A 12,406-nucleotide genomic window follows, 5' to 3' on the forward strand; every position below is an offset into this window, starting at 1 on the left:
ATCATGGCTAACCCGACGCCCGATGTGCTCGACGCGCTGCTCGAGCACCTGCTGGAAACCCAGTACGGCCAGCTGCCGACGGCCACGATCCAGCGCGTGAACCAGCGCCTGCTGGATTCGGTGGGCGTTGGGCTGGCAGGGCACCGCGCCGACGACATTGCCGGACTCATCGAAGCGGCGCAGGCCTGGGGCCACGGCGATGAAGCAACCGTGCTGGGTACCGGAATCAAGCTTCCGGCCACCTCCGCGGCCTTCGTCAACGCGGCCCTGATCCGCTCCTTCGACTTCGAGCCGGTGGAAGCCGAAGGCCCGGCCGGCAAGCAGGTCGCCGCCCACATCTCCGGAACCACCGTGGCCGTCGTGCTGGCCCTGGCCGAAGCCACCGGCGCCACCGGAGAAGAAGCACTGGCCGCGCTGGCGCTGGGCGATGACCTGGCAGCCCGCCTGGCCATCGCCGGCGGCTTCGACGTGTACTCGGGGCAGGATAATACCGGCACCTTGAATGCCCTGGCCGCCGCTGGAATCGCCAGCCGGATGCTGGGCCTGGACAAGGCGCAGGCACGCCATGCCATCGGCATTGCGGTCAACCAGGCTTCGGGCAATGTGGCGGCGATCTTCGATGGGGCCAACGGCTTCAAGCTGCCCATGGCCTTCGCAGCCCGCTCCGGAATTTCCGCCGCGCAGCTGGCCAAAGCCGGCATGAAGGCGGCGGATGATCCGCTGACCGGCAAGCACGGCTACTTCCAGCTGTTCGGCATCGACGCGCAGCCGGAACTGGCGGTGGCGGATCTTGGCGTGAGCTTCCATGGGGACTGCACGATCAAGCCCTTTGCCAGTTGCCGGGCCGCGCAGCCTTCGCTGCAGGCCTGCGCGGAACTGGTGGCCGACGGCACGGTGGGCTACAAGGACATCGTATGCCTCACCGTCCACCTGAGCGAGCGGACCCTGAACGGATTCGTCGGGGCGCGCTTCGAGGCGGGGGACACCCGCACCGTGGCAGCCCTGTTCTCGGTGCACGCCACCGCGGCGATCGCCTTGATCCGCGGAACGGTTCGCCCCGAGCACCTGACCGCCAGCGCGCTGGCGGACCCGGAGCTGGCGCAGATGCTCGGGCGCATCGAGCTAGCCGGCACCCTGCCTAACAGCCAGCGGCTGACGGCGGAGATCACTGCACGGCTGCGCAGCGGCGAGGTGCGCCACGTGCGCGTGGAGCACCCGGACGGAAACATCTTGCGCACACCCCTGGAGCATGACCAGGTAGTTGCGAAGTTCTCGAAGAATCTCGAGTTCTCGCATCCAGAACTGGCAGCACGCAAGGACGCGTTGCAGCACCAGCTCGAACACCTCGCCAGCGCACCGGATCTGACTGATCTGATGGCGGCGCTGGACCCCGCTAGAAACTTCACCCCGAATTACCAGGAGCAACTCCCATGAGCATCACCAACTTTGAATCGGTCACCCCAGTAGACATGAACACCTTCCGCAACGTCGTAGGCCACTTCGCCTCCGGTGTCACGGTGATCACCACGGCCGTGGACGGCCAGCTCTACGGCACCACCGCTTCGGCAGTGTCCTCCCTGTCGATGGAACCGCCAATGATGCTCGCTTGCCTGAACCGCTCCAGCTCCACCCATGACCGGGTAGTTGAAGCAGGCGTCTTCGGCATCAACATCCTGGCCGAGGACCAGGGCGCGCTGGCCTTCCACTTCGGCCGCAAGGGCGAGGACAAGTTCGCTACCGTGCCGCATACCCTCTCCGCGGAGGGCATCCCGCTGATTGACGGCGCATTGGCCACGATCGTATGCCATGTGGCCGAAACCCCGACCGGCGGTACCCACACCGTTTTCCTGGGACTGGTCAGCCACGCTGAAGCCCATGACCGCGAACCGCTGGCCTACTACCGCGGAACCATGGGCCGCCTGGAGCCGACCAAGGAGTTGGCTGCCTACCAGGCCACCCGCACCTGGGTGCTGCTGCGCACCAGTCCACTGGGCGAAGACCTCGACGTGGATGCCATCGCCGCGGCTTCCCGGGCCGACGCTGATCATGTAGCCAACGCGCTGGTGAAGCTGGAAAGCGAGCACCTGGTCTTCCGCACCGAAACCGGAAAATACCAGCCAAAGCCGATTACCGCAGAATTGACCGATTCGGCCTACGACTCGCGCGCCACCATCGAGTCCGGGGTGATCGCCTCGCACCTGGGCAAGATTTCCGAAGAGACCATTTCCAGCCTGCGCGAGATCACCGCGAAGCTGGCTGACCTGCGTGAGACTTCGGAATCCGACCTGGAAGAGTTCTTGGCCCTGAATGTCGCCTACCACGATGCTCTGGTTGGCGTTGCCGGCTCCAGCCAGCTGGTGGATTCCTTCCGCCGTTTGGGAATTGGCACCGTCTGGCGCCAAGCGCTGACCGCAGAGCAGTGGTCGCGCCAGCTGGACCACCGCCACGTTGCCGAATTGACTGAAGCGCTGGCTGCCGGTGACGCGCCAGCGGCCCAGGCAGCGCTTGCCGCGCACACCGAGTTCGGCAAGGCGCTGGCTCGTGAAGCAGTGGCCCGCCATGGCGGCCAGGTTTAGGCATTGAGGCGATAGCCACTGTGGAAAGGCGGCAGGTTGGAAGATCCAGCCTGCCGCCGTGGCTTTATAAAGCGTCGAAGTGCGGGCCTATTGCGCTGTGGCCCCGACAAAGAGGCGCAGCTTCCACTGGCCGCCGGTCTTGGCCCACACCGTGCGGTTGGCAGTTGCCAGATGCTTTTCGACGCCTCCGGAAATCAGATGCATTTTCATGCTGCCTTCGACGACCACCACGTTGCCCTCCTGGGTAACGGACTCGAAGTCGTGGCTGAGCGCCAAATATTCGACGGCTCCGGAACCGAGCAGTTCCAGCAATGAGTCGCGGTCATCGACACGACCGGTGGAGTGGGTGTACTGCAAATCCGGCTCAAGCAGGTTCCCCAAGGTTTCGAGGTCACGGGCGAGCATGGCCGAAAGGCGCCGTTCTTCTGCGATGCGCAGTTCCGATTCAAGTGCCGCAGGGTCAATAGTCGTCAACGGTGATGGCTCCTAAGTAGCGTTTGGTTCGTAGGCAATCTACCAATAAGCAGTGGCGATGTGCGGATATTAGCGAGTGCTTTTACTGGGTGAGATGGAGTTTCAGGGTTGATCCCAGAAGTGGAAACTATCAGCCGAGGGTATGAGCCGGGCACGGGATAGTTACCTCGCATCGCTGATTCCCCGGGCCGCGGAAATTTCTACGATGGAATCATGCTCAAGAAAAAGTACCTCGCCACTGGCGCGCTCGCCCTTCCCTTCGCTCTCCTGCTCACCGGCTGCAGCGGTTCTGATCTCTTCGTCGACAAGTACGATGAATCCACCACTCGAACTGCCAAAACTTCAGAGAAGGCCGTGGCCGATGGTGTGCTGCCCGATTGGGTTCCGTCCGGCGGCACCGACGTTCAGCTGGTCCAGCGCAATACCGGCGCTGAACGCATCTTCATGCTGAACTACGACGGCAAGCTGGACAGCGACCAGTGCCAGGCGCTGGAAACCGTTGGGAATCCGACCGAAGCCGAACTGGCCAAGGCCTACGCTTCTGACCCGCGCACCAAGAACCTCGAGCCTGACGAGATTTCAGCTACCCGCACCTTGGATGCCGACTGGTGGCCAGCCGATGGCCAAAGCGAGACGACTGATCTGTGCGGGCGCTTCTGGGTCCATCAGTCAGAGGGCAAGCTCTATGCCTTTGCTCCGGACATGGTTGCCCAGGTCCAAGCCATCGAGAAGGAGCGGGCCACCAAGGAAGGCAAATAGAGGCTGGCCGCCACTAGCTGGGCTGCAGGCCGCGAACCAGGAAACTGGTTCGCGGCCTGCAGCTTGTTGCTCATGCGGATCAGAAGCGGATCACGCTGCGGGCGATGGACCCGGTTTCCTGCTTTGCATAGGCTTCGTTGATCTCGTCGAGCTGGATCTCCTGCGCCACCAGATCATCGAGATTCAACCGGCCCTGCAGATAGAGCTCGGCGTAGTAGGGAATGTCATTGCGGACCGTGGAGGAGCCCATGTAGATGCCGTGGAGATTGCGCTGCGGGATCAGCAGGTCCAGCATGATATTCATTTCCAGCGGCTTGCCCTGGGGAATGCCGATGAAATACACGTGTCCGCCGGTTTTGGCGACTTCCAGGGCCTGGCGCTGCGTGGGGGCAATGCCGATGGCTTCGAAGGAATGGTGGACTCCGCGGCCGGTGATGGCGCGGATGGCGCTGACCACGTCTTCGGTGCCGCCGTTGATGACATGGGTGGCTCCGAATTTCTTGGCCAGCTCCAGCTTCTCTGGCTGCAGGTCAATGCCGATGATGGTCTTGGCGCCGGCCAGCTTGGCTCCCTGGATGACATTCAGGCCGATGCCGCCCAAGCCGATGACCGCGACGGTTTCCCCGGGGGAAACCTTGGCGGCGTTGAGCACCGCGCCCACGCCGGTGGCTGTCGCGCAGCCAAGCACAGCAGCCTGCGCGAATGGGATTTCCTTGGGCACCCTGACCAGCTTGTTCTGGTGCAGGACCGTGTACTCGGCGAAACCGGCCACGCCGAAGCCTTCTACGCGCTCGCCGTTGCGCGTCAAGCGTGCCGGGGTATCCGGTCCGCGCAGCGCATGCTGGGGATTCAAGCAGCGGTAGGTCGCTCCGTTGACGCATTCTTCGCAGCTCCCGCAGAAGCTGATTTCCGTGGCGATGACATGGTCTCCCACTTCGAAGTCGGTGGCTTCGGGGCCTAGCGCGATGACGGTGCCGGCCATTTCGTGGCCGACCACCATCGGCAAGGGGCGCCCGCGGTCTACGGTGGCAACTATGTGATCCGAGTGGCACAGACCTGCGGCTTCGACCTTCACCAGAACTTCTTGCCCCCGCGGCTCGTCGACTTCGAGTTCCTCGATGCTGAAACCTTCGCCGATGGAGTTGATGACCGCTGCGCGCATTGCAGATCCTTCGTTAGATTCTTCTTCTAAAAATGCATTATTTCTAATAGTATATTTTCATTAGTGTTCTGCGTCACCCCCTTTGCGCGACTATTTTCCGGAGGAAGCATGAAAGCAGCAGTCGTTTCTGAAGTTGCCGGCTCTTTTGATGTCCTGGACATCAGCATTGACAACCCCGAAGCCCATGAAGTCCTCATTGACGTGAAGGCCAGCGGCCTGTGCCACTCGGATTTGCACGTGGCGACGTCGGACATCGGCTTCCCCATGCCAGCGGTGCTCGGCCACGAAGTCTCGGGTCTGGTCGTGGGCGTCGGTTCGGCTGTCACCTCGCTCTCGGTGGGGGACCGCGTGGTGACTTCTCCAGTGCACAGCTGCGGGGTCTGCAAGGGATGCCGCACCGGCAAACCTTACCAGTGCCGCGTGCCCTCGCACACCGACCGCACCGCGCAGCAGAATCCGCGATTGTCCCTGGGTGGGCAGCGGCTCACCCAGTTCATCGGTGTTGGCGGCTTCGCGGAACAGGTGCTGGTGCATGAGAACACCGTCGTAAGGGTTCCGGACGCTATCCCGTTCGACCGCGCGGCGCTGCTTGGCTGTGGAGTGGTCACGGGTGCTGGCGCGGCTATTAATACCGCGCGCATCCGTCCAGGCGATACCGTTGCCGTGATCGGCGCCGGTGGTGTCGGGCTGAACGTCATCCAGGGCGCGAAACTGGCTGGCGCGACCCGCATCATCGCTATCGACCTGCAGCCGGCCAAGCTGGAGCTGGCCAAGGTCTTCGGTGCCACCGACGTCATCAACGGCGGGGAGGGCGATGCGGTGGAAACCGTCAAGCGGATTGCTGGCGGGGGAGTGACGCATGCCTTCGAGGTCATCGGCCTGCAAGCCACCAGCGAGCAGGCGGTGGCCATGCTGGAAATCGGCGGCACCGCGTACCTGATTGGCGTTCACAAGCCCGGCGCGCAGATCAGCATCACCCCATTTGGAGACCTGATGGGACGCCAGAAGGGCATCCGTGGCGTGGCCATGGGGTCGAGCAACATCCAGGTGGACATCCCCATGTACGCCGAGTTGTATCTGCAGGGCCGTTTCAAGCTCGACGAACTGGTGTCAGCGCATATCAGCTTGGATGAAATCGACAAGGGATACGAGCAGCTGCGTGGCGGTGCGGTGGCCCGAAGCGTGATTACCTTCTAGATTTATCGACGCCGGTCGCTGAACGAAGCAAGGCCAGCAGTTCACTGATCTGCTGGCCTTGTTTCATGTTCTGGGGGTGCTGCTACTCTCCGGTCTGCGCGCGGCGCTGTATGCGCGTGGCGTACAAGACGCAGCCCAGCAACCCGATGAAGCTGAGCGCAACCGCCACGGACCCGGTGATGCCGGGCAGGTGCTGGTTCCAGGTCATGTTCAGGGTGACAAGCAGAGACACCAGAAATCCTCCGGTGAGGTAACTGATTGCCGAACTCATGGTGAACCTTCCGTGGGCAGAACGTGCTCCCGTGAGCCTAGCATCGCGCCAGTCCCTGTCCAAGGATTTGCCGGTGCTGGTTATTTGCGAGACGCGTGCTCCCAGAGCACTTCATCCACTGTTACGGGCTTGTCAATGAGCTCGAAGCGTGCCATTGCATCCAGGCCTGACTGGGAAGCCTCTGCATCGAACGCGGTGCCTGCCAAGGCGAACCGCGTTGGAGCTTTTTCCACCGGAATCTGGTTGACCTCGGCGTGTATCTTCTGCACTTCCTCGAGGTTGGCTGCATCGGAGTAGAACTCCACTGCCTCTTTCATGGCCGATACGAAGGCCTTGGCAGTATCTGGATTCGCACCGGCCCACTGGGAAGTGCTTAGCCACAAAGTGCCCGGCTGATTCCCCTGGTACTCGCGGACCGGGTTGCCCAAGGAGGGGAAGCCGGCCGCAATCATCTGGTGGTAGAAGACGTCGCTGGGGACGACCGCGTCAACGGTCCCGGTCTCCACCGCGGCCTGCATCCCGGCGTAGGGCATGCCCACTTCGCTGAACTCCTCGGCGCCCACCCCTGCGTCTCCCAGGGCTTGGAAGACCGGCAGATCGCTGCCGGTCTTCACGCCGATGACACCGATGGTCTTGCCCTTGAGATCGGCAAGCCTCGCAATCCCAGAGTCCTTGGCGACGAGCACTCCGGAGTTATCGACGTTCGGGTCGACCACGCCATTCGAAGCCAGCGCTTCGATCGGCAGGCCCTTTGACACGGAGGTGGCGACGTTGTCCCAGGAACCGGTGGCGATGTCCACCTCGCCGGAGATAGCAGAAGCAATCTGGGCGGCGGGGTCTGCGCCATTGATGATTTCAACGTCCAAGCCATGGTCTTCGAAGAAGCCTTGGGATTCGGCGAGGTAAGCCGGCTCGAACTGGATGCCGGCCACCGAGACCTTCAGCGGGATCAAGCCGCCCGGTGTTTCGGCGCCTTGCCCAGCGTTGCCGCAAGAGGCCAAGGCCATGGTGGAAACGAGCAGGACCGCGGACAGGGGCAGGGCCCGGCGCGCGGAAGATGGAGTTCTCAAGATGGCCTCGTCGTGCTTGAAGGGGATATGAAGTGGCAGGCAATCAGCTGAAATCTGTGATGACCGAACGGGCAACGCCCTGCCCGGCCTTCATCGCTGCGAAGCCCTCGTTGATCTGCGAGATATGAAGTTCCCGGGCAACGAGCGCGTCGAGCTTGAGGCGCCCGGCAAGATAGTGCTCGGTGTATTTGGGGACATCACGTTGCGGGCTGGAAGAGCCCATGTAGATCCCGTGCAGGCTGCGCTGCGGCCCAATGATGTCGGACATGGCATCCAGCGGCAGTTGCGCGCCGGGCTTATGCAACCCGACCAGATAGGCATCCCCGCCTACACGGGTCATGCGCACCGCCTGCAAGCTGGTGGCCTGCAGGCCGATCATCTCGAAGGAATGATCCACCCCGCCGCCGGTGATTTCCTGGATTTTGGCGACAGCGTCTCCACTGCCGCCATTGATCGTGTGCGTTGCCCCGAATTCGCGGGCCAGTTCCAGCTTCTCATCGCTCAGATCCACTGCGATGATCTTCGAAGCGCCGGCGATCTGGGCGGCATTGATCGCGTTCAACCCGATGCCTCCAGCGCCAATGACTGCGACGGATTGCCCCTGGGCCACCTGGGCGGAGTTGAACACTGCCCCGGCACCGGTCAGCGTGGAGCAGGCCATCACCGCGGCTTGGGCGAAGGGCAACTCCTCGGGAATCCTTACTGCCTGGTTGGCATGCACCAAGGTGTACTGGGAAAATCCGCCGGTGCCGAACATCTGCATCACCGGCTGATCCTTGCAGCTGGCGCGCGGTGCTTGGCCGGCCGTGCGCAGCGTGCTGGGGCGGTTGGCGCAACGGTATTCCTGGCCCGAAAGGCACAGGGCGCACTGCGCGCAGTATTGGATCAAGCTGGCCAGCACGTGGTCTCCCGCAGTGAAACCGCAGGCTTGGTTGCCGGTGCTGAGCACCACCCCGGCAACTTCATGGCCCAGCAGCAGCGGGGCGGGAAGGCCCAGATCCATGCCCGCCAGGTGGGCATCGGACTGGCACAGTCCAACTGCTTTGACTTCGATCAGCAATTCCGCGTCCAGCGGAGCATCAACGTGGATGTCCTCAATGCTGAAGCTGCCATCGCCGTGCCTTGCCAGTGCTGCCCGTGCGCTGAGTGCCATGGGGATCAATCCTGGCGCAGGCGCACGAGGATCCGTGCGCGGGCCTCGGTGAAGCGCGGGTCAGCCTTGGTGGCCAGCTGGTCGCGGGTCTCGCCGAAACCGGTGACGATCTCGTCGACTACGGTGGCCGGCTTCTCCGCGATCACGACCACCTTGTCGGCCAGGTACAGCGCTTCGTCGATGTCGTGGGTGACCAGCAGGATCGTCACACCCAGCTTGTGCTGCAAGTCCAGCACGAGGTCTTCGAGGTCGAAGCGGGTCTGCGCATCAACCGAGGCGAAGGGCTCATCCATGAGCAGCACCTTCGCGTTGTAGGCCAAGGCGCGGGCAATGGCCACGCGCTGCTGCATGCCCCCTGACATTTCCCAGGGGAACTTGCCGCCTTGGCCTTCAAGGCCCACGGCAGCCAGATGCTCATCGGCCAGCTTGTTGCGCTCGGCCTTGCCGATGCCCTTGCCCTGCAGCGGGAAGGCCACGTTTTCGCGGGTGGTCATCCACGGCATCAGCGAACGCGAGTAGTCCTGGAAGACCACGGCGAGATCGGGGTGCGGGCCGTTGATCTTCGTGCCGGAAACCTCGATGGTTCCGGCTTTTGGCTTCAGCAAGCCGGAAAGGCATCGCAGCAAGGTGGTCTTGCCGACGCCCGAAGGGCCGACTATCGAGATGAATTGGCCATACTCCACGTCCAGATCCAAATTCTCCAGGATCTTGTTTTCGGCCGGGCCGGCGCCATAGCTCATGGACATGCCGCGAACCTTCATGAGCAATGGTTTGGTTTCCATGGTCGTTTCAACGGGTGCTTGGGTGGTCATGGGATTCTCCTTGGTCAGAAGATGGAAGGTCGGACGGAAACGGAGGCTACTGGGCGCCGGAGGCGTGGTACCAGCGCAGGATCCGTTTTTCGACGAGCACGAAGAGGATCGAGATGATGTAGCCGATGACACCGACCAGCAGTGCGCCGGCCCATGTCTCCGGAACCTTGAAGGTGGCCGAGGAATTCAGGATGTAGAAGCCCAGGCCTTCAATGGAGGCGAACATTTCCGAAACCACCATCACGGTGATGCCGATCGGCAATGCGACGCGGATACCGGCCACGATCTGCGGGGTGGCACCGGGCAGGATCACGCGGCGGAAGTGCAGGCCCCGGGGAATGCGGTAGACCTTGGAGAACTTGCGCACCGTTGGCTCGATGCCCAAGATGCCGTCGATGGTGTTCAGCAGGATCGGCCACATGCAGGCGAAGGCGATGGTGCCCATCTTCGGACCCTGCCCCATGCCGAAGACGCCGATGATCATCGGAACCAGTGCTGCCTGCGGGACAGCGCGGAAGAAGTGGATGATCGGGTCAACGATCTTCAGCAGCAACGGGACTTCGCCCAGCAGCAGTCCGCCGCAGATGCCGAAGAAGGCAGCCAGGGCCAAGCCGACAAAGAGATTGGACAGCGAGTACCAGGCGCCGGAAATAATCACGCCGTTGACCAGGTCGCGGACCAAGGCTTCGAGGATGGACTCCAGCGAGGGGATGAAGAAGTTCGTGGAGTTTGCCGAGCCGAACCACCAAGCCGCAACCACGGCAACGATGAGCCATGAAGAAACCAGTATCTTGCGTCCGGCGGCCGCCGAGGAACTCGGAGCCTTGGCTTTCGAAGCGCGTGATGGCACTGCGGGGGCGTTCAAAGTTGCGTTAGTCATCGTTCTGCCTCTTCCACTTCAGCAAACGGTTTTCGGCCTGTTGCAAGAGCAGGGCGATGGCCCATCCGGTCAGGCCGGCGAAGAACAGGTAGGCGAAGGCCAGATCCCAACGCTGCGCCTGCTGCATCAGCGTGATCTGGCGTCCAATGCCTGGTGCCTGGGAGATCACTTCAACGCCCACCGCCACCAGGATGGCGATGGCCGAGGAAATGCGCACACCGGTCGCGATCAGCGGCAGGGCAGAAGGCAGCAGGACCTTGGTGAAGCGCAGCATCGGCGGGATGCGGAAGACGGCGACGGTGTCGGCAACCGCGGCTTCCTGGCGGCGTGCACCGTAGATGGTCTGGATCAGCACTGGCCACAGGCAGGACAGCGCGACGACGACGATTTCCATCATGGTGTTCGAGCCGAGCAGCATGATCACTACCGGCATCAGGGCCAGTACCGGGAACGAACGGCCGAAATCGATCAGAATCGAGGTGGAGTTGTCGAGGAAGCGAACTGATCCAATGACCAGGCCCAGGACGACACCCACGACCGAAGCAATGAGCCAGCCGGTGAGGGCTGCGAGCAGGGTCTTGCCTAGCCCGCCCCAGAAGGCCGCTTGGCCCAGGGCTTCGGAGATGGCAGAGAAGATCTTTTCCACGCCGGGGAGCATGGAGGGCATGGTTCCTGAGGCGATCACCAGTTGCCAGATGCCCAGCAGGGCGGCGATGGCCACGATGCGCAGGGTCCAGAGCAGACCCGGTGAAATCGTTGACTCTTTCATGGGAATCCTTGAGTAAGCAGTTGCAAGCTAGGGGTGCTGGTGGCGCCAGCGCAGGGGATGACGCCACCGGTGGGGCGAATAGGACGTGGGCTACTTGGCGTCTGCCGAAGCCCGGGTAGGGGCTTCGTCCCAGAGCACATCTTTGACGATGACCTTGTTCTCGACCAGGCCGAAGTGGACCATGGCATCGATGCCGGATTGGGCTTCAGCCACGTTGAAGGTGACGTCCGCCGGGACGAAGGTCTTGGGCGCATCGGCTACATCGATCTGGTTGGCTTCGGCGTGGACCTTGCGGACTTCCTCCAGATTGGCCGGGTCCGAGTAGAACTTCACGGCATCCTGCATAGCTGCGTCGAACTTCTTGGCGGTCTCGCCATTCTGCTCCAGCCACTGCTTCTGCACGGTCCAAACGGTTACCGGCATGCTGGACTGGAATTCCTGTACCGGGTTGGAGATGGTCTGGTAGCCCTTCTCCAGCATCTGGTGGTAGAAGGAGTCGGCAGGCACTACTGCATCCACGGTGCCTTGTTCCAAGGCCGCTTCCATGCCCGCGTAGGGAACAGCGACTTCCGTGACTTCCTTTTCCTTCACGCCGGCCGCTTCCAATGCCTGGAGCACGGGGATGTCGCCACCGGACTTCACGCCAACTACGCCAATGGTCTTGCCCTTCAGGTCTGCCAGTTCCTTGACCCCGGAATCCTTGGCCACCATGACACCGGAGTTGTCGGCTTCCGGGTCGACCATGCCGTTGCCGCCAATGACCTGGATCGGAACACCTTGGGAGAAAGAGGTGGCGACGTTGATCCACGAGCCGATGGCAACGTTCACGTCACCGGAGACCACCTGGGCCAGCAGGGCGGCGGGGTCGGCGCCATTGACCAATTCAACGTCCAGGCCCTGGTCCTCGAAGTAGCCCTTCTCTTCGGCGATGCGTGCGGTTTCGAACTGGATCGGAGCAATGGCGACGCGCAGCTTCACCGGGCCGTCGGCGCTGGCCTCCTCGCTGGATCCGCACGCGGCCAGGGTGCCGATTGCGAGGGCAGAGACTGCGAGGCCGGAGAAGGCCTTCCGTGCAAAACGTCGTTTCGTGACCATGGGGATCTCCTTGAAAGCTTGGTGCCTAGGCGAAGGCTGCGAGTTGTCGACCGGGGTCGGCTCCCGGAAGAAGAAGTACACTGAGCATCAAAATGTATTCCTTGAATCACAATATATCTTTAGTATGATTGTGTGGCAAGACTCACATTCAAAATGATGCCAACGACGAAGCGCGCCGGGCAGACCAG

Annotated in this window: 13 protein-coding genes; 4 read left to right on the top strand and 9 right to left on the bottom strand. The window is 62.4% G+C overall.

The window, feature by feature from the left end; all coding sequences use genetic code 11:
• Positions 1–3 precede the first annotated feature (3 nt).
• Both EDF61_RS09320 and EDF61_RS18790 read left to right on the top strand, forming a co-directional pair.
• Positions 4–1,434 carry an MmgE/PrpD family protein gene (locus tag EDF61_RS09320; RefSeq protein WP_133833895.1) on the top strand — a complete coding sequence of 477 codons (1,431 nt, stop codon included), beginning with the start codon at positions 4–6 and terminating at the stop codon, positions 1,432–1,434.
• The gene (locus EDF61_RS18790) at positions 1,431–2,576 is read left to right on the top strand and encodes a flavin reductase (RefSeq protein ID WP_166650761.1); all 1,146 of its coding nucleotides are present in this window, start codon (positions 1,431–1,433) and stop codon (positions 2,574–2,576) included. The genes EDF61_RS09320 and EDF61_RS18790 overlap by 4 nt, the downstream gene beginning before the upstream one ends.
• A gap of 87 nt (positions 2,577–2,663) precedes the next feature.
• Here EDF61_RS18790 and EDF61_RS09330 read toward each other — a convergent pair whose 3' ends face one another.
• Positions 2,664–3,050: a nuclear transport factor 2 family protein gene (locus EDF61_RS09330; RefSeq protein ID WP_105656458.1), complete on the bottom strand. Its 387-nt coding sequence runs from the start codon at positions 3,048–3,050 to the stop codon at positions 2,664–2,666.
• A gap of 213 nt (positions 3,051–3,263) precedes the next feature.
• Between EDF61_RS09330 and EDF61_RS09335 the strand changes: the two genes are divergently transcribed.
• Entirely contained in the window at positions 3,264–3,809 is a 546-nt protein-coding gene (locus tag EDF61_RS09335) for a hypothetical protein (protein WP_133833896.1), read from the top strand.
• Positions 3,810–3,888: 79 nt separating this feature from the next.
• Here the strand turns inward: EDF61_RS09335 and EDF61_RS09340 are convergent, their stop codons facing one another.
• Positions 3,889–4,971: a zinc-binding dehydrogenase gene (locus EDF61_RS09340; protein WP_105656456.1), complete on the bottom strand. Its 1,083-nt coding sequence runs from the start codon at positions 4,969–4,971 to the stop codon at positions 3,889–3,891.
• A gap of 108 nt (positions 4,972–5,079) precedes the next feature.
• Here EDF61_RS09340 and EDF61_RS09345 point away from each other — a divergent pair, with 108 nt between their 5' ends.
• A complete protein-coding gene (locus tag EDF61_RS09345) occupies positions 5,080–6,168 on the top strand; it encodes an alcohol dehydrogenase catalytic domain-containing protein (protein ID WP_105656455.1) in 1,089 nt (362 codons plus the stop codon).
• An 82-nt stretch (positions 6,169–6,250) separates the two neighbouring features.
• Here the strand turns inward: EDF61_RS09345 and EDF61_RS18795 are convergent, their stop codons facing one another.
• The 7 genes from EDF61_RS18795 to EDF61_RS09375 all read right to left on the bottom strand — a co-directional run bounded on the left by EDF61_RS18795 (position 6,251) and on the right by EDF61_RS09375 (position 12,218).
• Entirely contained in the window at positions 6,251–6,400 is a 150-nt protein-coding gene (locus tag EDF61_RS18795) for a hypothetical protein (RefSeq protein ID WP_166650762.1), read from the bottom strand.
• Positions 6,401–6,519: 119 nt separating this feature from the next.
• Positions 6,520–7,509: an ABC transporter substrate-binding protein gene (locus EDF61_RS09350; protein WP_133833897.1), complete on the bottom strand. Its 990-nt coding sequence runs from the start codon at positions 7,507–7,509 to the stop codon at positions 6,520–6,522.
• A 43-nt stretch (positions 7,510–7,552) separates the two neighbouring features.
• A complete protein-coding gene (locus EDF61_RS09355; protein ID WP_133833898.1) occupies positions 7,553–8,662 on the bottom strand; it encodes a zinc-binding dehydrogenase in 1,110 nt (369 codons plus the stop codon).
• 5 nt (positions 8,663–8,667) lie between these two features.
• Positions 8,668–9,474 (bottom strand): ABC transporter ATP-binding protein, encoded by an 807-nt coding sequence (locus EDF61_RS09360; RefSeq protein WP_105656451.1) that lies wholly within the window; start codon positions 9,472–9,474, stop codon positions 8,668–8,670.
• 46 nt (positions 9,475–9,520) lie between these two features.
• Positions 9,521–10,354, bottom strand: a complete 834-nt coding sequence (locus EDF61_RS09365; RefSeq protein ID WP_133833899.1) for an ABC transporter permease — start codon at positions 10,352–10,354, stop codon at positions 9,521–9,523.
• A complete protein-coding gene (locus EDF61_RS09370) occupies positions 10,347–11,123 on the bottom strand; it encodes an ABC transporter permease (RefSeq protein ID WP_105656449.1) in 777 nt (258 codons plus the stop codon). Before EDF61_RS09370 ends, EDF61_RS09365 begins: the two co-directional genes overlap by 8 nt.
• Positions 11,124–11,213: 90 nt before the next feature.
• On the bottom strand, positions 11,214–12,218 hold the full coding sequence (locus EDF61_RS09375; RefSeq protein WP_133833900.1) for an ABC transporter substrate-binding protein: 1,005 nt from the start codon (positions 12,216–12,218) through the stop codon (positions 11,214–11,216).
• Positions 12,219–12,406: the final 188 nt, after the last annotated feature.

The organism is Arthrobacter sp. JUb115 (assembly GCF_004365035.1).
Classification (GTDB): Bacteria; Actinomycetota; Actinomycetes; order Actinomycetales; family Micrococcaceae; genus Glutamicibacter.

Excerpts from the sequence above, each read along its gene's own strand:
- EDF61_RS18790 (WP_166650761.1), top strand. The coding sequence starts at position 1,431 with ATGAGCATCACCAACTTTGAATCGGTCACCCCAGTAGACATGAACACC.
- EDF61_RS09355 (WP_133833898.1), bottom strand. The coding sequence starts at position 8,662 with ATGGCACTCAGCGCACGGGCAGCACTGGCAAGGCACGGCGATGGCAGC.
- EDF61_RS09360 (WP_105656451.1), bottom strand. The coding sequence starts at position 9,474 with ATGACCACCCAAGCACCCGTTGAAACGACCATGGAAACCAAACCATTG.
- EDF61_RS09365 (WP_133833899.1), bottom strand. The coding sequence starts at position 10,354 with ATGACTAACGCAACTTTGAACGCCCCCGCAGTGCCATCACGCGCTTCG.
- EDF61_RS09320 (WP_133833895.1), top strand. The coding sequence starts at position 4 with ATGGCTAACCCGACGCCCGATGTGCTCGACGCGCTGCTCGAGCACCTG.
- EDF61_RS09345 (WP_105656455.1), top strand. The coding sequence starts at position 5,080 with ATGAAAGCAGCAGTCGTTTCTGAAGTTGCCGGCTCTTTTGATGTCCTG.
- EDF61_RS09375 (WP_133833900.1), bottom strand. The coding sequence starts at position 12,218 with ATGGTCACGAAACGACGTTTTGCACGGAAGGCCTTCTCCGGCCTCGCA.
- EDF61_RS09340 (WP_105656456.1), bottom strand. The coding sequence starts at position 4,971 with ATGCGCGCAGCGGTCATCAACTCCATCGGCGAAGGTTTCAGCATCGAG.
- EDF61_RS09370 (WP_105656449.1), bottom strand. The coding sequence starts at position 11,123 with ATGAAAGAGTCAACGATTTCACCGGGTCTGCTCTGGACCCTGCGCATC.
- EDF61_RS09335 (WP_133833896.1), top strand. The coding sequence starts at position 3,264 with ATGCTCAAGAAAAAGTACCTCGCCACTGGCGCGCTCGCCCTTCCCTTC.